This window comes from Bradyrhizobium denitrificans (assembly GCF_013179005.1).
GTDB classification, from domain to species: Bacteria; Pseudomonadota; Alphaproteobacteria; order Rhizobiales; family Xanthobacteraceae; genus Bradyrhizobium; species Bradyrhizobium denitrificans.
This window is the reverse complement of the sequence record NZ_JABFDP010000023.1, coordinates 68,718-86,250: the sequence shown is the minus strand read 5'-3', so window position 1 is coordinate 86,250 and position 17,533 is coordinate 68,718. Positions and strand designations below refer to the sequence as shown.

At 60.9% G+C, this 17,533-nt stretch carries 19 protein-coding genes and 6 pseudogenes; 17 read left to right on the top strand and 8 right to left on the bottom strand.

The features are described 5' to 3' along the window. Positions 1-151: 151 nt before the first annotated feature. On the top strand, positions 152-1,165 hold the full coding sequence (locus HL671_RS25220) for a TorF family putative porin (protein WP_172239668.1): 1,014 nt from the start codon (positions 152-154) through the stop codon (positions 1,163-1,165). Between the two features lie 374 nt (positions 1,166-1,539). Here the strand turns inward: HL671_RS25220 and HL671_RS25215 are convergent, their stop codons facing one another. Beyond that, a complete protein-coding gene (locus tag HL671_RS25215; protein ID WP_210264081.1) occupies positions 1,540-2,034 on the bottom strand; it encodes a transketolase C-terminal domain-containing protein in 495 nt (164 codons plus the stop codon). A gap of 112 nt (positions 2,035-2,146) precedes the next feature. Then, positions 2,147-2,344 (bottom strand): annotated as a pseudogene (locus tag HL671_RS38475) (IS630 family transposase); the annotation flags it as partial. A 27-nt stretch (positions 2,345-2,371) separates the two neighbouring features. Here HL671_RS38475 and HL671_RS25210 point away from each other — a divergent pair. From HL671_RS25210 to HL671_RS25170, 9 genes and pseudogenes are all read left to right on the top strand, one after another. Next, a pseudogene (locus tag HL671_RS25210) lies at positions 2,372-3,100 on the top strand (ATP synthase beta subunit C-terminal domain-containing protein); the annotation flags it as partial. Next, a complete protein-coding gene (locus HL671_RS25205) occupies positions 3,097-3,519 on the top strand; it encodes a F0F1 ATP synthase subunit epsilon (RefSeq protein WP_172239665.1) in 423 nt (140 codons plus the stop codon). The pseudogene HL671_RS25210 and the gene HL671_RS25205, both read left to right, overlap by 4 nt. Continuing rightward, positions 3,516-3,830 (top strand): AtpZ/AtpI family protein, encoded by a 315-nt coding sequence (locus HL671_RS25200; protein ID WP_172239662.1) that lies wholly within the window; start codon positions 3,516-3,518, stop codon positions 3,828-3,830. Before HL671_RS25205 ends, HL671_RS25200 begins: the two co-directional genes overlap by 4 nt. Then, positions 3,827-4,129, top strand: coding sequence for an ATP synthase subunit I (locus HL671_RS25195; RefSeq protein ID WP_172239659.1), 303 nt, complete (start codon positions 3,827-3,829; stop codon positions 4,127-4,129). Before HL671_RS25200 ends, HL671_RS25195 begins: the two co-directional genes overlap by 4 nt. Further along, a complete protein-coding gene (locus HL671_RS25190) occupies positions 4,126-4,815 on the top strand; it encodes a F0F1 ATP synthase subunit A (protein ID WP_172239656.1) in 690 nt (229 codons plus the stop codon). Before HL671_RS25195 ends, HL671_RS25190 begins: the two co-directional genes overlap by 4 nt. A gap of 10 nt (positions 4,816-4,825) precedes the next feature. Further along, the gene (locus tag HL671_RS25185; RefSeq protein ID WP_172239653.1) at positions 4,826-5,071 is read left to right on the top strand and encodes a F0F1 ATP synthase subunit C; all 246 of its coding nucleotides are present in this window, start codon (positions 4,826-4,828) and stop codon (positions 5,069-5,071) included. A gap of 4 nt (positions 5,072-5,075) precedes the next feature. After that, on the top strand, positions 5,076-5,822 hold the full coding sequence (locus tag HL671_RS25180; protein WP_172239650.1) for a F0F1 ATP synthase subunit B family protein: 747 nt from the start codon (positions 5,076-5,078) through the stop codon (positions 5,820-5,822). After that, a pseudogene (locus tag HL671_RS25175) lies at positions 5,803-7,359 on the top strand (F0F1 ATP synthase subunit alpha). The gene HL671_RS25180 and the pseudogene HL671_RS25175 overlap by 20 nt, the downstream one beginning before the upstream one ends. 78 nt (positions 7,360-7,437) lie before the next feature. Beyond that, positions 7,438-8,223, top strand: coding sequence for a F0F1 ATP synthase subunit gamma (locus HL671_RS25170; protein ID WP_246705927.1), 786 nt, complete (start codon positions 7,438-7,440; stop codon positions 8,221-8,223). A 26-nt stretch (positions 8,224-8,249) separates the two neighbouring features. Here HL671_RS25170 and HL671_RS38045 read toward each other — a convergent pair. Together HL671_RS38045 and HL671_RS25160 are read right to left on the bottom strand one after the other, a co-directional pair. Then, positions 8,250-8,474 (bottom strand): annotated as a pseudogene (locus HL671_RS38045) (hypothetical protein); the annotation flags it as partial. A 551-nt stretch (positions 8,475-9,025) separates the two neighbouring features. Further along, the gene (locus tag HL671_RS25160; protein WP_172239647.1) at positions 9,026-9,262 is read right to left on the bottom strand and encodes a helix-turn-helix domain-containing protein; all 237 of its coding nucleotides are present in this window, start codon (positions 9,260-9,262) and stop codon (positions 9,026-9,028) included. A 178-nt stretch (positions 9,263-9,440) separates the two neighbouring features. Between HL671_RS25160 and HL671_RS25155 the strand changes: the two genes are divergently transcribed. After that, positions 9,441-9,926: a hypothetical protein gene (locus tag HL671_RS25155; protein ID WP_246705925.1), complete on the top strand. Its 486-nt coding sequence runs from the start codon at positions 9,441-9,443 to the stop codon at positions 9,924-9,926. A 54-nt stretch (positions 9,927-9,980) separates the two neighbouring features. Next, positions 9,981-10,160, top strand: a complete 180-nt coding sequence (locus tag HL671_RS25150) for a hypothetical protein (RefSeq protein ID WP_172239644.1) — start codon at positions 9,981-9,983, stop codon at positions 10,158-10,160. Positions 10,161-10,441: 281 nt separating this feature from the next. Here the strand turns inward: HL671_RS25150 and HL671_RS25145 are convergent, their stop codons facing one another. Further along, positions 10,442-11,740: a toll/interleukin-1 receptor domain-containing protein gene (locus HL671_RS25145; protein WP_172239641.1), complete on the bottom strand. Its 1,299-nt coding sequence runs from the start codon at positions 11,738-11,740 to the stop codon at positions 10,442-10,444. A gap of 253 nt (positions 11,741-11,993) precedes the next feature. Between HL671_RS25145 and HL671_RS25140 the strand changes: the two genes are divergently transcribed. Together HL671_RS25140 and HL671_RS39185 are read left to right on the top strand one after the other, a co-directional pair. Then, positions 11,994-12,437: a GNAT family N-acetyltransferase gene (locus HL671_RS25140; RefSeq protein WP_172239638.1), complete on the top strand. Its 444-nt coding sequence runs from the start codon at positions 11,994-11,996 to the stop codon at positions 12,435-12,437. Positions 12,438-12,496: 59 nt separating this feature from the next. Beyond that, positions 12,497-12,721: pseudogene (locus HL671_RS39185) on the top strand (abortive infection family protein); the annotation flags it as partial. Between the two features lie 148 nt (positions 12,722-12,869). Here the strand turns inward: HL671_RS39185 and HL671_RS25130 are convergent. Both HL671_RS25130 and HL671_RS25125 read right to left on the bottom strand, forming a co-directional pair. After that, positions 12,870-13,136: a conjugal transfer protein TraD gene (locus HL671_RS25130; protein WP_172239635.1), complete on the bottom strand. Its 267-nt coding sequence runs from the start codon at positions 13,134-13,136 to the stop codon at positions 12,870-12,872. Position 13,137: 1 nt separating this feature from the next. Continuing rightward, positions 13,138-13,464 (bottom strand): conjugal transfer protein TraD, encoded by a 327-nt coding sequence (locus HL671_RS25125; protein ID WP_172239632.1) that lies wholly within the window; start codon positions 13,462-13,464, stop codon positions 13,138-13,140. Between the two features lie 171 nt (positions 13,465-13,635). Here HL671_RS25125 and traA point away from each other — a divergent pair, with 171 nt between their 5' ends. After that, positions 13,636-16,647 (top strand): Ti-type conjugative transfer relaxase TraA, encoded by a 3,012-nt coding sequence (traA, locus tag HL671_RS25120; RefSeq protein ID WP_172239629.1) that lies wholly within the window; start codon positions 13,636-13,638, stop codon positions 16,645-16,647. 126 nt (positions 16,648-16,773) lie between these two features. Beyond that, a complete protein-coding gene (locus HL671_RS25115; protein WP_172239626.1) occupies positions 16,774-16,977 on the top strand; it encodes a helix-turn-helix transcriptional regulator in 204 nt (67 codons plus the stop codon). A 58-nt stretch (positions 16,978-17,035) separates the two neighbouring features. Here HL671_RS25115 and HL671_RS25110 read toward each other — a convergent pair whose 3' ends face one another. Then, positions 17,036-17,317 (bottom strand): type I restriction-modification system subunit M N-terminal domain-containing protein, encoded by a 282-nt coding sequence (locus HL671_RS25110; RefSeq protein ID WP_307769069.1) that lies wholly within the window; start codon positions 17,315-17,317, stop codon positions 17,036-17,038. 18 nt (positions 17,318-17,335) lie between these two features. Between HL671_RS25110 and HL671_RS25105 the strand changes: the two are divergent. Further along, positions 17,336-17,529, top strand: a pseudogene (locus tag HL671_RS25105) (IS66 family transposase); the annotation flags it as partial. Positions 17,530-17,533: the final 4 nt, after the last annotated feature.

Genomic DNA, 17,533 nt, shown 5'->3' with positions numbered 1-17,533 from the left:
GCCCAGCGCTTAGGCAGGTGCCTACGTTTGTTGCTTCACCAGTCTGTTAATCTTGGGCGAAAGTGCGTCGTATCCGTTGCCGTACCTGCTCGCCAAGGTTCTCCGGCAATGAAGGTTCTCCGGCGATGAAACTGAAAGTTGAGGGGATGTTATGAAAACAGGGGCTTTGTTGGCAACGGCGCTGGCAATGATATCAGGTTCGGCTCTCGCTGCGGATTTGCCGGTTAAAGCCGCGAAGGCGCCGCCTCCGGCTGCGTTCGACCCGTGGGACATCGCGTTCGGCAGCGCGATCATGAACGATTATATCTTCCGCGGCGTTACGCAGTCCAACCATAAGCCGTCGGTGGCCGCCTATTTTGAGCCTCGATACAACGTCACCAAAGACCTGCAGCTCTACGTCGGTCTTTCCGGGGAGAGCATTTCGTTCACGAACCGACCTGCGGCGGAAATTGACATCTATGGCGGTATCCGCCCGACCTTCGGGGCCTTTGCCTTCGACATCGGTGTCTGGGGTTATCTGTATCCGGGTGGCACCTGCTACTACGGTGCAGCCAATGCCTTCAACGGGGGTCTTACGGATTCTGCTGGCCGGCCGCTCAGCGCCGAGTGTCTGGCTAATGCCGTGCCGAACGCCAACACCATGAAGAAGGACGTCAGCTTCGTCGAAGTTTACGGCAAGGTGAACTACACCATCAACGACAGCTTCAGCGTCGGTGCGACCGAGTTCTACTCGCCGAACTTCCTGAACTCGGGCGCGTGGGGCAACTACGCCTCTATCACCGGCAAGTACACGGCGCCTTCCACCGTGTTCGGCAGCAGCGGCGTCGGCATGTATGTGTCGGGTGAGTTCGGCCGGCAATGGTTTGGCACCACCGACAGCTTCTACGGCACCGCGACGTTCCCCAACGGCATCCATTACGCCGACTACTACACTTGGAATATTGGTATCGGCTTCACCTACAAGGTGTTCACACTGGATCTGCGTTACTCTGACACCGACCTTAACAAGGGTAATTGCAGCGTCTTCACCGGTGCATTCAATGCTTCCGTCGGAACCTCCCCGATTACCGGCATCAACCCGGGCGGGAACAGCTCCAACTGGTGTGGTGCCGCCGGCATTGTCAAGCTTTCGGCTGACCTGACGGCAGTTACGAATCTGAAGTAAGCATTCGAGTCAGACAGGATCGAAGGGGGCGATAGAGATATCTATCGCCCTTTTTCATTCGGTGTACGCAGATCGAAAATTGTACCCGCTCCACTGTCAGCGCGGCGCGCTCCCTCCACCCGACACCGAGCAAAGTTCCAAATTGACGCCCGCTCGTTTGGGCCGGCGGGCAAACGCGGTCGGCTCGCTATCGACTCCCGATAAGCAAGGTCGGTGGGGCGTCAACGCAACAATAGTGTCCTGACGACCCTCATCATTGCCTACCATGAGTTCTCTGGTTGAGGCCGAGTTCGCTCACAGTCGCTCTGGGGTGCCTTCTGGGCGGCCCGAGAGACTTGGCGCCCTTTGCATGGCGTGGTCCTTGGTTGAAATCGTTACTCGGCGGCCGGAAGGCCGGCTGCGAGCGCGAGCTGGCGCAGGATGTTCTCGGCGGTCGGTCCGGACCGGCGGGTCTTGCGCTTGCGATGGATCTCGCGGCCGACCACTCGCTCGTTGAGGTCGAGGAAGTGGGCGCCTTCCCACGGCTGCACGGTCGCCTGCCGGAACAGACGATGCAGCGAGCCGCGCGTGATCGGCCTGCCGCCGAGTCCGGCGACGGCCGAGTGCAGCCGCGGCACACGCGGCAGATTGCGTAGCGCGGCACCGACATTGTCGGCGAGCTGTCCGCCCATCCCCACGGCGATGCTCTTCTCGACCACGACGAGGTGTTGCGCAGCTGCCAGCACGTTGCGCAATTCTTCGACCGGGAACGGTCGGAACGAGACGATGGTCACAAGCCCGAACCGGATGCCGTCGTCCCGCATCTCGTCAATCGTGTCCTTGATAGTGCCGCAGACCGATCCCATCGCGACCACAAAGGAGCTCCGCATCGTCCGCGCGATAGCTGCGGAGCAAGCCGCCTGACTCACGACCAAAACTTCTCGGCAAATTCGCGAGCGAACTGCGAGATGAGCCGGAGCGCCTGGGTCTGCTTGTAATGCGCTAGTGTCCTGAACCAGAAGTTCGCGACATCGAGTCGTGTTTTGCCGGGGCATTGTATCGGCAGAAGCGTTCGATGGAAGCAAGGATGTCATCGGCGGACTTGGTCCATCGGAACGGCTTTGGATCGGCGTTGTGTCGGTCGATGAGCGAAGTGATGTCAGCCCTGAGAGCCGCGACGCTGCGATAGATGCCGCGCCTCCTCGACAATCTTGCCAAACCGCTAGATTGGCCCAACATTTTCGGGATCAGAAACACCAAAACGTGCTTCTTCTGATGGACAACGTGTTTCGCTTCGTTCAGGCCGGAAGCGAATTGTCGAGTCTGCTCGGACGGCTGCCATCGCGGGTCGGGTATCAACCGACATTGGCGACTGAGGTCGCATCCCTGCAGGAGCCGATCGCATCGGTAGCAGGTGCGTCGGTGACCGCCATCCAGGCCGTTTACGTGCCGGCCGACGACTTCACTGATCCGGCTGTGACCGCCATATCGAGTCATACTGATAGCATCATCATGTTGTCGCGTACGCTGGCAGCCCAGGGATTCTATCCCGCGATCGATCCGCTTGCCTCGTCGTCGGTTCTGCTTGATCCCCTTGTGGTCGGCGAAGAGCACTATCGGCTTGCGGAACGAGCGCGGGAGACGCTGGCTCGCTTCAAGGATCTGCAAGACATCATCGCGCTCCTCGGAGTCGAGGAACTTGGCGCCAATGACAAGTTGATCGTTAAACGAGCTCGCCGCCTGCAAAGGTTCCTGAGTCAGCCCTTCATGGTGACGGAAGCGTTTACCGGCACGCCCGGCCGCAGCGTCCGTCGTGCGGACACGCTGGCCGGCTGCCGCGCGATCCTCGACGGGGAGACCGACGATTGGGCTGAGGGATCTCTCTATATGGTCGGAACTCTAGACGAGGCCCGGGAGAAGGAAGCTGCGTCCACCAGCAAAGGACGCGTGCCATGAAGCTGAGTATCGTCACACCACTTTCGATGGTCATAGATGAGGATGGGGTGCTTGCGGTACGCGCAGAAGATGCGACCGGCAGCTTTGGGATTCTGCCGCGGCATGCGGATTTCGTCACCAGCCTCGCGATCTCCGTTGTAAGCTGGCAAAGCGGCAATGGCACGCGCCATTATTGCGCTGTCCGCCGCGGCGTTCTTTCGGTCGTGGGTGGACGCGACGTCGTCATCGCGACGCGCGAGGCGGTGCCGGGGGACGATCTTGCGATCCTGGATAAGACTGTCCTCGCTCGTTTCCATGCTGACCTCGAGAGCGAGCGGACCGAAAACGTCGAGAGCACTCGGCTGCGTCTCAACGCGATCCGGCAGATGATGTATCATCTCCGGCCCGGTCACCGCACTGGCGTGGGGATGTTCTCATGACAGGATCGGAGAAATCGCAAGTGCCAAAGTCCGCTGACGCGGACCAGGAAGATCCGCTCGTGAAGGGCGCCCGGCTCCGCCGGGAGCGTCACCGGCGCAAGCTTCGGGAGGGGGATCCGTCGGTTGCACGGCGGCTCGCCCAGATCGGTGTGCTTGGCTGGATCATCGTAGTCCCCATGCTGATCGGAATTTACCTGGGACACTGGATGGATCACAAATTCTACACAGGGCTGTTCTGGACCGCGCCGCTGCTGTTGATTGGGCTGGCTATTGGATGTTGGTCCGCCTGGAGATGGATGAACAACGCATGAGCATCTCGTTGGCCGACATCCTGCCGACCGGGATCCAGCTTCTTGAAATCCCCGGCGATCTAGCCGGTGGAATTGTGCTGGGTATTCTGTATTTCGGTAGCCTGCGGTGGAGCGTCAGCCGTTTCATTGGAGATGGCGGAGTCGTGAGAACCATCGCGCTGATGATCCTTCGTTTCATCGTTCTCGGTGGACTGTTGACGTTGGCGAGCCTGGCGGGAGCGCTGCACCTGCTGGTTATGACGCTGGGTGTATTTATCGGTCGCTCCTTCATCATTCGCGGGACGCGGGAAGCAACATGACCTCGCCGCTCAGCAGCACCGCGCTTTTTCACCTGGGGCCCGTCCCCGTCACCGCGGCCGTGTTGACGACCTGGGCTATCATGGCCGGATTGGCGCTCGCCGGGATCCTTCTCACACGCAGTTTGTCGCGAGAACCGTCGGCGACCCAATCCGCCGTCGAGCTGATCGTCGACGCGGTGGACGATCAGATCAGGGATACGATGGGAGTGGAACCATCTCCCTACCGTGCTTTCATCGGCACACTCTTCCTGTTCATCTTCGTTGCCAATTGGTCCTCGCTGGTGCCTGGAGTCGAACCGCCTACGGCCCAAATCGAAACCGACGCAGCGCTCGCGCTTGTCGTCTTCGTTGCCGTGATTTGGTACGGCATCCGTGCCGGAGGAGTGCGCGGCTATCTTGCCACCTTTGCATCGCCAAACCCGATCATGATCCCGCTCAATTTTCTCGAGAGCCTCACGCGGACATTCTCGCTCGTCGTCCGGCTCTTCGGCAATGTGATGAGCGGCGTATTCGTTGTCGGCATCGTGCTTTCCGTGGCCGGGCTGCTTGTGCCGATCCCCCTCATGGCCCTCGATCTCCTTACGGGTGCGGTTCAGGCCTATATCTTCGCGGTCCTTGCTATGGTCTTCATCGCAGGAGCGGTGACCGAGGGGAAGGACACGGAAACCAACAATCCAACAACGTAAGGGCGCGGTCGTGAACTGGCTATCCTTTGTGAGCATTATATCGGCCGCTGTGGCGGTGTCATTTGGTGCAATTGGCCCGGCGCTTGCCGAAGGCCGCGCGGTGGCGGCCGCGATGGACGCAATCGCACGGCAGCCGGAGGCCGCGAACACCATTTCGCGCACGCTGTTCGTCGGGCTGGCCATGATCGAGACCATGGCCATCTATTGCCTCGTGATCGCGCTGCTCCTGTTGTTCGCCAACCCGCTGCTGAAGTGATGTTATGACCATCGATTGGTGGACGGTTGGACTCCAAGCCGTCAATGTCACGATCCTGGTGTGGTTGCTCGCCCGATTCTTCTGGCGTCCGGTCGCGGGGATCATTGAGCAGCGTCGGGCGGCTGCGATTCAAGTGCTGGCCGAGGCCGAGACCAAGCGGAATGAGGCGAATAGCGCGCTTGTGGAGATTGACCGGATAAGGTCCGGATTCGACAAAGAACGTGAGTTGATCATTGCCGCAGCTCACGAGACCGCGGAGCAGGAGCGCAAAGCGCTCCTCGCCTCGGCCGCGAAGGAGGTCGCCGCGCTGGAGCCTTCCGCGAAAATGAGCATCGAAAAGGAGCGATACACGGCCGAGCAAGCTTGGGTGGAGCGAGCGAGTCGACTGGCCGTCGAAATCGCCAAGCGGCTTGTCTCGCGCCTGGAGGGGCCGGCCGCAGGTGCGGCGTTCCTTGATGTGCTCCTCCGGGAAATACGGGCGTTGCCTGAACCGGTCCGGAAAGCCATGGCGGGAGACGGTGTGGTCCTGGAAGCAGTCAGCGCGACGCCGGTCCAACCGATGGACCAGCAGCGTCAGCGGCAGCTGATCGCCGATGCGTTCGGCGCCCGTCCCGAGATTGCCTTCAAGGAGGACCCCGGACTGATCGCTGGCCTGGAGCTGCACGGTCCGCACCTTGTTATCAAGAACAGTTGGCGTGCCGACCTCGCCAAGATCCTTACGGACCTCTCGGATGACAACAACCGACACTGACATGCTGGCCGACGGCTGGCTCAAACGCGCTGGTATCAGACTTGGTGCGACCCTTCTTGGGCCTGAAACTGAGCAGATCGGGCGGGTGGAAGAGGTGGGGGACGGCATCGCGCTCGTCTCTGGTCTGCCTGGAGTTCGGCAGGACGAATTGCTGAGGTTCGAGAAGGGACAGTTCGGTTTCGCTCAGGTCCTTGAACGGGACCGGATCGGATGCGTCCTGCTCGATGGCGTGAATACGATCGAGGCGGGCGACCGTGTGCGCGGCACCGGCGACGTCGTCCGCGTGCCAGTAGGGCCTGCGCTTCTCGGCCGTATTGTCGATCCGCTTGGTCGTCCACTGGATGGCAAGGGTCCCGTGGTGACGGATACGCTCGAACCCATCGAGCGACCGGCGCCAAGCATCATCGATCGGGATCTCGTGACGCAGCCCGTTCAGACGGATCTCATGGTGGTTGACACCCTGTTCGCGCTTGGCCGCGGCTCAACGTGAGCTCATCATAGGCGATCGATCAACCGGCAAGACCACGATCGCAGTCGACACGATCATCAATCAAAAGACGAGCGACTTGGTCTGCGTCTACGTCGCGGTAGGTCAGAAGAGCTCGAGCATCCGTCGAGCAATCGACGCCATGACGGAATTTGGCTCGATTGAACGTTGTATTGTCGTCGTTGCTGGCTCAGCTAGTTCCCCAGGACTGCAGTGGATCGTGCCTTTCGCCGCATTCACGATGGCGGAATATTTTCGCGATCGCGGCCAGCATGCCTTGATTGTGGTCGATGACCTGACGAAGCACGCTGCCAGCCATCGCGAGATCGCCCTGCTCACGCGCCAGTCGCCAGGACGCGAGGCATATCCTGGTGACATTTTCTATGTCCATGCGCGGCTGCTGGAGAGAGCTGCCAAGCTGTCCAAGGAAAAAGGAGGAGGATCGCTGACGGCACTACCGATCGCGGAGACTGATGCAGGTAACCTCAGTGCCTACATTCCGACCAATCTGATTTCGATCACAGACGGCCAGATCGTGCTTGACGCCAGGCTTTTCCACGAAGGGCAGAAGCCCGCCGTCGATGTCGGCACCAGCGTCAGTCGCGTCGGCGGCAAGACGCAAGCGCTTGCGCTTCGGGAGGCTGCCGAGACGGTGCGCCTCGACTATGCCCAATTCCTAGAGCTGGAGATGTTCACCCGCTTTGGCGGAATGCCGGATCAGCGCGTCCGTAATCAACTGACCCGAGGCGCGCGAATCCGTGCGATCCTCGGCCAACCGCAACATGCGCCGCTGCGGCTCGCCGAAGAGGTGGCGCTGCTGCGGGCGCTGCAATCCGGTCTCTTGGACGAGCTTCCTCTCCCCGCCGTGGCTGCGTTCCGCGCGGGCTTGCGTGAGGCATTGAACACAATGCCCCCGACGTGGTCAGGCTGATCGAGGAGACGGGCAGACTTGCGGATGCACCGAGGAAAGCGCTCGACAGAACGCTCCAGCAATACGTTCATGAGCTCACAAGGGCGACGGCGACCCCGCAGGAGACAAGTCTGAAGTGACCGAGCGTCTGGCTGACATAAGCGCTCGCATTGGCGGCATCCGTCAGCTCGGTGCTGTCGTGAATGCGATGCGGGGCATTGCCGCCGCGCGCGCAGCAGGCTCGCATCCAGCTTGCCGCGGTGGACAGCTATGCAGCGACCGTCGCGCGCACCATTGGACAAGTTCTCGATCTGGTGCCTTCCGCCCGGTTTGGGACGGAGCGTCGATCGACCCGGATGGCTCTTGTCCTATTTTGCGCGGAACAGGGCTGCGCCGGTGCGTTCAGCGAGCGGGTGCTTGATGCGGTTGGCCACGAACTCACTGATTCCGAACTATTCGTGATCGGGACGCGGGGGCATGCGATCATGAGTGAAAGGGGTATAGCCGTAGACTGGAATGCTGCGTTGCCATCGCATTCACTCGGCATTCCCAAGCTCGCCGACCGGATCACCGAAGCGCTCTTTGCCCGCGTCGCGTCGGGGGAAGTCGACCGACTTGACGCTGTATTCAGCGAATGGCGGCCAGGCCAAGGCGTTCATGTCAGACGCCGCCGCTTGTTCCCTCTTGACCTGTCCGGGTTTTCGCGCCCGGCCGGCCTGGAGGCGCCGTTGCTGAACATGTCGCCCGAAGCTCTTCTGGCCGAGTTGACTGCGGGTTACCTGCACGCAGAGCTGTGCAACACGGCATTGCACGCGTTCGCGGCGGAAAATGAGGCCCGCATGGAAGCAATGGCCGCAGCACACAGCCAGGTCGAGCAACAGCTTTCCACATTGCAGGCGACAGAACGAATTGTGCGTCAGGAGGAGATCACGGCGGAAATCATCGAGCTCGCCGCGGGCGAGACGGCGAGCCGAGCAGCTCAAACCCGGCCACGTAACAGGTAAGGTCGTCCAAGGACTGCTTCATTCCCGGCCGGCCGGTCCGGAAACGGGTCGAGGCCGGTCGCTATGAGGAGAATCGAAATGCGGCGTTCTCTCTCGCGCGCGCTTTGGCCCTACAGCCTGCCGAAGAAATCGATGTCTTCGACGACAGATAAGGTCGGATAGAGATTGCGGCCGAGGTCCTGCGGCAAATAGGCAGTGCGAGGGCAGATATTGTCTCGATGGCGGCGCGATGTCATGTCGCCGCCGAGAACGGTCAAAGATGTCATTCGGCCTGGAAGCCGATTGACAGACTGATAGCGCCTCAGCTGCTTGTCGAGCTGCGCCTTCGTCAAATCCGATCTTTTTCGCTGCTCAATAAGCATCGTGATAAGAGCTTTTTGGCAAGGAGACCCGACGATACAGAAGCGTGCCCAGGCCTCAATCATTGAAACACAGATCAAGGCCAGGTAAGAAGCCGACGAGGCGGCGCGCTTACGCGTTGCCGAGAATGACCAGACCCGTGATAGCAAACTATCAAAGCCGAGACCCCTTAACCGCAGCGCCAGGAAATTATATCGTAATTTCAATTACATATGAGTTCGCAGTTTTATTCTGAATGGCGCGCCACCCCAATCAATAGGTCTCTCGCAAGGCCGGGAGAGCTTGCGACACATCCCCCGCAGCTAATGGTCAGATATCCGGTCGGCCCCAAAGGCGCCTTCCGCCCCGGTCATAGGAAGCCCATCGATGCGCTTGAATGGCGAACCTAGGCCCCTTTGTCCCCGTCTTTAGAGCGAGCAGGGGTCGATAGGTTTTGGGCTGTTTAGGCCCTCGGGCTCTTGAGCCTCACACCTTCGCCTTTTTGGTCCGCATCGAGAAATTCGATACCGGCTTTGACTAAAGCCTCCTGAACGGCCTGCACCGTACTTATTCGCGAGTCCACGACGCCGCCCTCGAGCCGTGCGACGGCGTTCAGAGACACGATCGCCTTGTCCGCGAGTTGCTGCTGGGACCAACCAAGCAACGCTCTAGCAGCCCGAATTTGTCGAGAGGTGATCATGAGATCACCATCGACAGCCCTAGCAAAAGCGCCACTATAAGGTTATAAATACACCTCTTAAGGGTATTATACACCCGCCGCTGGATGAAATCTCGTGTGGATAGCTTGAGAGCTTCGAGTTGAGCCGTCTGCGCCAATTTTCAGGTGCATGTTGCCATTCATTGAGGATGCCTGAGCAATGAAGACCCCCTCGTCTCGATCGTCTTACAAGTGTCAGACAAAAGACGGTTCTCACTCTGGCCGCTGCGATGGCGCCGATCCTGACAACGTCTCTAGACGCTCAACTTCAGACCTCGCCAACATACGGTTCAAGGCAACCGACGACGATTTAGGCCTGATCGTGTTGGGCAAGCAGCTCGAAGAGGCTGTGGCCAAGATACGAGCCTTGTACGATCCGTCATCACCAGACCATCTAGAACGAATTGAAGCCATGCTCGGTGATCTAGCGCCTATAGAGCAGGCCATTATGGCCACACCGGCACGAACTCTAGCCGGTCTGGGCGTAAAAGCTCGTCATGCAGCCTACGTCAATTCCGAACACTGGGATGCGCCGATTGACGAGATCGACTGGGACGCTCGGGCCGTTCGTTCGTTAATTGAAGCGGTGTGCGACGTGGCTGCCATACCATTCTCCTCGGGATCGAACTCCAAGGAACAGAAATAGTCTCGTCGTACAGATCTTGCTGGCGTTCAACTTTCGATGGAAGGATTGGAGCGAATGAGCATCGTGTCGATCATGGCCGCGATCCTCGAAGAGGAGTTGCGAGAACATGGTATCCGCGGGCTAACCCAACGCGACCGTGAAACCATCGTCCACAGCATGATCCAACGCACCGCCGAACTCGAAACAGACATCAAGCAGCGTCACTTGGGAGCACGCCTCGATGATCTAAACTGAGGGACTGTTGGTGTGTTGCGGACGGCTTTCGAGCGTGGAGGAAAGGGAGTCCGCGACGCCCGATAGAACCTCAATTTTCTTTCCAAGGGTTAGTTGAGACCGGCGCTCGGCGAATACTTGACCAAAGCCGCAGGTCCCGAGCCGGTCACCGAGGACCCAATCGTCTTTAAGTCCTGATCGTCGTCAAGAACGCGCCCTTCCTCAGTTCGTCGCGGGCAGCCGTTTCCTGGAGAGTTTGCTCTTCAATATCTTTTGGTATTTGGGCGAAGTCTAGTCGCGGCTTACGAGACGTCGCCTCTCTCGAAGCGACGCACGATATTCTCGTAGACCTCCTGGGCGAACTCCTGGAAGTCGAAAAGCATGAACATGGGGGCACACACGCGCTGTACCTCTTCGACCAGAGTATCACGAAGGGTGCCAAGCACGATGACGGTCTCGGTCTCCGACATCTGCTCGTGCGAGGCCGGCGTATCGAACAAGATGCGGTTGCCTCCGACGCTCTTGAGAGTGCGTCCGCGAAGGCCCCGGTGCGTCACGCGAATGCTGAGCTTGGCTTCAGCCGTTGCGCCCAGGGCGGTATAGAACCTGCCGGCGAACATCAGCGCTTCTGTCAAACGGACGATTCGCGTGTTGAAGAACAAGGCATCCGGCGCGCCCTGTTGATCCTCGAAGTACCCCTGCATCGCGTAGAAATCGCCATTCTTGCGCACTGCCCAGTAGTCGTACGATTTCCGCTCCTTGATCGATATTTCCGCGCGAATACCGTCGCCGAAGGGCCTCGGCTTGCTGTCCTCCCGATTCTGGAGCGTCACGGCAAACGGCCAGCCGAAAGTTTTGATCTCCGAAGCTTGCACCGCGTTGAGCAGCTCCATCTGGGTCTTGTTCAGGCCAGCGTGCAGCCCCATGCGCACTTCCATTGCGCCGACATCGTTGATGTGCGGAATTTGGCCGGCATCGCCAATGAAGAGCGTCGCGATCCCGCTGGCGGCCGTTTTGTGCTGCGCCTCGAACCACGGACCGCTCAGGATCGGCTCTCCTGCCGCGGTCGCGCCGCTCGGCCCCGCAACCCGCACCGGTTCGCCGGCTTTGATCACTTCGGTCTTGAACGGGTTCTCGCCGAGCCCTGGCTTGATCAAGGCCGGCGCGGCGTGGATCTCGCGTGCCAGCTCCTCCAGCTTCGCGCTATACTGCGCATCGTCAGAGAAATCGATGTACAGACGCGGCCCGAGAAAGATCGGCACCTTGCGCTCGCCGGCGTTGTTCCGGACGATGGGAATGAACTTTATGGTATCGATCTTGGAGACCACCTCGGTCGTGACGATCAGGCGCTCGTAGCCGACACCGCCCTTGCCAGCTTCCGCCTTGGAAACGTACGTCTCAGAGCAGATCATCACCACGCGGTCAGCTGTGCGGATGCCATCGGCCATGAATGCAGCGACATCCTGCCCCGGCACCAGATCCCATTGATCCAGCGTCGCGTCGACCCCCAACTCTCGAAGTGAAGTGGCCACGCGCATCGCCCATGACTTGTGCTCCGGCGAGTCGTGCGAGTACGAGATAAAGACCTTGGGCGCGGGCATCTACTCCTCCAAATCGTCGTGGGGGCTTACAGCGCGGCGGACGACGGCACAGCCCTTAGAGAGCCAAGTCGCATCTCATGGCCAGTTGACCAACGTAAGATGGCGATGCTTTCAACATCCCCAATTCCTAGCCACTCCCCAAAATCGCTCATACCTCACGTCCAACTTTCTGGTTGATACGATTTATGATCTCAACCTACGATCCGGTTAATTGTAAACTACTGCATCGCGACACCTCAATAGGAGAACCCAGATGGCAATGGATATATCTTACCGTGTCGCGGTTTCTGACGATGCTGCCGGTGTTCTCAGAGTCTTCGCTGAGGTCGCCCCCGAAGTTCCCACGGCCGTTCGTTCGATGACGAAGGAGTTGATCGAGCGCTTGGTCGCAACTGGACAGTCGTGGGTTGCGACCGATGACACCGGCTCGGTCGTTGGATATGCATTAGCTGAAGGTGACGATAAAGCTATCTGGCTGGTTTACCTTGGAGTCTCCAAGGCTGCGCGAAATCAGCGCGTTTCCTCTTCGCTCATAGCGGGATTAAAGGAGACTGGTCGGCCGATCGACACCGATGTTCGCTCCAACAACGCCAGCTCAATGGTTGAGCGTTTTGAGCACTTCGGGTTCGTCAAAACGGACGTAAACAAAGACCGCACAAAACTCCGTTGGGAGAAGTCAGCAAGCCCGTCAGCGTGAGCCGGCGGGATCCCGCTCGATCCTGATCGAGCTCGGTCTCGGCTTCCCGGAAAAGAAGGATATCAGAGGCCTATTCGTGGGCGGTCCGGAAGTCGCTCGGTCTCGCGACCGACCGCACCGACCTCGATCCGCTGATCCCGAATGACGTGCGCAAGATCCTGAGCGGGCTCGCGGCAATAGTCGAGGGTATCGGCTCGCTGCGCGGCCATGGCAGCGACGCTCACGGCCGCGAGTGCGGTTACACGAGGATCGACCGCCGGATCGCGAGCCGTGCGATCCGGTCGGCGAGCACTCTTCCTGATCGAGACGTGGAAAAGAAAATAACCGACGCAGGTGCTCAAACTGAGCAACGCCGTCGGAGCGAAATTTTGCAGATTGGCCGCACGCCGCTCCGGGCACGCCGTCGCTCGGTTGAGACACGATTGTCGCGGATCAACGACGAAGTGCCGGACCAATTTGATCGGTCTGGTCGCGTGTCGCTGAATCCGCTTCGAACGCTTGCGTCCCCCTTGCTATCCAGAGCGCTCGCGCCTGTTCACCCTGACCACCTTTGAGCTTGTCGGCCATCCAAAGCAACGCGCCGAGGATGGTGGCGCGATCATCGTTGGTCAAATCCACGATACCGGCTTTGACAATGAGGCCACCCAGTTCGATAAGATGCCGCGCGCGCTTGCGGCGCTCGACTTGCCACGTGCGCATGTCATGCCGCGCCCTTGCGGCCCGATGCCGGTGACGCGCTGCCCGGTTGTGCAGGAGGGCCGTCTCTGTGGCGGTCAGTTGCCGGCGCAGTTCGGCGCGACCGGCTGTGAAAGAACGCGGCCCCGCGCTTTGCCCATGCCTCCTTCTTTCCGGCCTCCTTCGTCTCGGCCAGCACGATCAGCGCGCCGGCCAATTCATCGGCACTGAGTGTGTCAGCCCCGGTGGCGATGACCAGCTCGCCGAGCTGCCGGACTTTGCGGGTCTTCAGCCCGCGCGCCCTATCGTCGAGCGCCTTCAGTTCAGAGTCAAAGTCTCGTAGCTTGCGCATCGTCATCTCCGTCGGTGTTGATGCAGAAATGATAGTCGAGCACCCAGCACAATGCTGTAAGGTCGCCAGCACGGGCTGAGACGGTGCGGTCCCTCCCGAGATTTTTTCGAGGGAGGGCGCGCTTATACGTCGTTCCGACGTACGCTTCGCTGTGTCAGTGATTGGGTCGCGATGGCGATCTATCATCTTCATGTCAAGGTCATTGGCCGGAAGGCCGGGAGCAGCGCGGTGGCGTCGGCGGCCTACCGCTCTGCCTCGCGGCTGCGTGACGAGCGGCTCGGCCGTGAGCAGGATTTTTCGGCCAAGCGCGGCGTCGTCCATTCCGAGGTGATGCTGCCGGAGAATGCGCCGCAGGCATGGAGCGACCGTGAGCGGCTTTGGAATGACGTCGAAGCGCACGAAATCCGGAAAGATGCCCAGCTTGCCCGGGAGGTCGAGTTCGCGCTTCCGCGCGAGCTGACTGAGGTGCAGGGCATCGAGCTGGCTCGGGACTTCGTTCAGGGCGAGTTCGTCGGCTTGGGCATGATCGCCGATCTCAATGTGCATTGGGACAGGGCCGAGGACGGCCTGCCCAAGCCCCATGCCCATGTCATGCTGACGATGCGCTCGGTCGACGAGAACGGCTTTGGCCAGAAGGTACGGCACTGGAACCGCACCGAGATGGTCGAGCGCTGGCGCGAACGCTGGGCGGAGATTGCCAACGAGCGGCTGGCCGAGCTCGACATCGACGCGCGGATTGACCATCGCAGCCTGGAAGCCCAGGGCATTGCGCTGGAGCCGCAAAGCCAAATCGGCGCGCCCGCGAAACGAATCGAGGTTCGGGGCATTGCAGACGAAGGCGGTGAGGCCGACCGGGCCGAAATGCACCGCGAGATCGCGCGGAACAATGGCGCGCGGATCATCGCCGATCCCTCGCTTGGACTCGACGCCATCACCCAGCAGCAATCGACCTTCACACGCCGCGATCTCGCCAAGTTCGCGCATCGTCACAGTGACGGCCTCGACCAGTTCAACCAGGTCATGAGCGCAATGCAGCGAGCGCCGGATCTGGTCGAACTCGGCAAGGACGCCCGCGGCGAGGATCGATCCACCACCCGCGGAATGATCGAGGCCGAACAGCGGCTGTATCGGGCTGCTGAACGGATGGCGGAACGGGAGAGCCATCAGGTTCGCGACGTGAACCGTCGAGCGGCTTTGGCGCGAGCGGAAGCGCGCGGCCTGGTGCTTTCGGGGGAGCAGGCAGAGGCGCTGGCACACATCACAAACGGACGTGATCTCAGCGTCGTGGTCGGCCATGCCGGGACGGGAAAGAGCACGGTGCTGGGGGTGGCGCGAGAGGTGTGGGAAGCAGCCGGGTTCGAGGTCCGTGGCGTCGCCCTGTCCGGCATTGCCGCAGAGAACCTCGAAAGCGGATCGGGCATAGCGTCGCGCACGATTGCCAGCTTGGAGCATGGCTGGGAAAAAGGCCGTGACCTGCTCCAATCCAGTGATGTGCTGGTGATCGACGAGGCGGGGATGGTCGGCACGCGCCAGCTCGAGCGCGTGCTGTCGCATGCGCTCGACGCTGGCGCAAAGGTGGTGCTGGTCGGCGATCCGCAACAATTGCAGGCCATCGAGGCGGGCGCAGCATTCCGCTCTATCCATGAGCGTCACGGCGGCGCTGAGATCGGTGAAGTACGCCGTCAGCGGGAGGACTGGCAGCGCGACGCCACACGCGATCTGGCGACTGGCAAAGTTAGCCATGCGCTCGAAGCCTACCGCGCTCACAACATGGTGCACGAGGCCCAGACCCGCGAGCAGGCGCGGGGTGATCTGATCGAGCGCTGGGATCGCGACCGGCAGACAGCGCCGGATCGGAGCCGCATCATCCTAACCCACACCAACGATGAAGTCCGGACGCTGAACGAGGCAGCCCGCGAGCGGCTGCGAGCTGCGGGCGATCTAGGCGACGAGGTGCGTGTGACGGTCGAGCGCGGCGAGAGAGCATTCGCGATTGGAGATCGCGTCATGTTCCTGCAGAACGAGCGTGGCCTCGGCGTTAAGAACGGCACGCTCGGGACTGTCGAACAGATGAATGCGCAATCGATGACCGTGCAGACCGACGATGACCGATCCGTGCGCTTCGAGTTCAAGGATTACAACCGCATCGACCATGGATATGCCGCGACGATCCACAAGGCGCAGGGCGTGACGATCGACCGCGTCCATGTGCTGGCGACGCCGGGTATGGATGCCCACAGCAGCTATGTCGCACTGTCGCGGCATCGCGACGGCGTAGACCTGCATTATGGCCGTGACGATTTTGCGGGTCAGGACCGGCTCAGCCGAGTCCTGTCGCGCGACCGTGCCAAGGATATGGCCTCGGACTACGAGGCCGCCGATCCGGTCCAGAGCTACGCCGAGCGGCGCGGGATCACTTTCCGCGCGCGCGTGGCCGAGATCGTGCGCAAGATTGTGCCCGAGAAGCTGCGCGACATGTTCGACGGCCTGCGCTCTCCAGCCGAAGCGCCCGGACTGGATAGCCGAGGGAGGCCGGAACGGGCAACGCCGGACAGGGAAAGCAGCGGTCCGGCAGCAGAGCGGCGCGGAGCCGAAGTGCCGGCAGGCAACGTAGCGCAAGATCCCGAAGCGGACGCACGTCGCATCCGGACACGAGCGCTGGTGCGCCATGCCCGCGCAGTAGATGCGATCTTCGCGGCGCGGGAGACTGGCGTCTCAGCGAGCCGCGAGCAGGTGAAAGAGTTGCAAAAGGCGCGTCAAGCCTTCGAGGAGGTGCGCCCCTTTGGCTCGCATGACGCCGAAGCCGCCTACAAGCAGAACCCGGAACTGGCCCGTGAGGCGGCTATTGGCCAGGTCGGCCGCGCTGTGCGCGCGCTGCAGCTCGAGACCGAAGTGCGCAGCGATCCGGGCCGCCGCGCCGACCGCTTTGTCGAACGCTGGCAGAAGCTCGAACAGACCAGTCGGAGCCTGTATCAAGCGGGCGACATGACCGGCTACAAGGCCACGCGCACAGCCATGGGCGATATGGCCAAAAGCCTCGAACGCGATCCACAGCTGGAATCGATGCTCGCGAGCCGCAAGCTGGACCTTGGCATCGCCTTCGAGTCGGGCCGCCGGCTCGGTCAGGAATTGGCGTTCACCCATGGCATCGACCTCGGCCGTGGCCGGGGCCTCGGAATCTGATTCATCCGTTTGCCGCCATTCCTACGTCACACCCGGCGACCTGCGAGATCCTCTTGTATATCTGCAAATGTTTGCCTGTCTGGTCTCAGAAGTTTTCAGAAACAGCCAGCAAGAGGCATCGCCACCGTGCGCGAACCAGACCGTATCATCCGGATGAAAACTGTCCTCGCCAGAACCGGCCTGTCCCGCTCCACGATCTACCGCAAGATCGCCGAGGGCACGCTCCCGGGCCAGCTCAAAATCAGCACCCACGGCTCGGGTTGGCATGAATCCGATATCAACCGCTGGATTGCAGATCCAGCTGGATGGCGCCCGGACAGAGAACAATGATTATACAGCGACAAGTGGAAGCGCGCCGTGTTATGGAACGAAAGAGCTGCCGGCACCGTCAACTATGGTCGGAGACGATGACGAACATCGTCGCCGGATCCTTGTTCTTCAGCCGCAACCAGCGCATCTCCTCGTAGGCGACGCCGTCCTTGCCGATGTCATCCTTGCCGGCCGGAAAGATCCGCCGCTCCATCGGCTTGCCCGTCCGGTTGGCGCGGTTCTCCTCGGGCGTATGCGCCTCGTCCAGGCCGCGGATGAACAGGAGATAGGTGATCTGCTCGATTACCTCGATCGGATTGGAGATGCCGCCCGACCAGAACGCATTCCACACATTGTCGATCTTGGACCGAAGTACCCCGTCCGTGACGATCGTACCTTTGCCGGCACGCGCCGCCTGCGGCTGTGTTCTTCTACTTGCCCGACCGTAGCGGTCCGCATCCTGGGACGCATCTTGCCGGCCATGGCGGGCAGATGCAGGCGAATACCTATGCCGGCTTCACCCGGCTCTACGAGGCCGCGCGCAAGCCGGGCCCGATCATCAAGGTGGGCTGCGGGG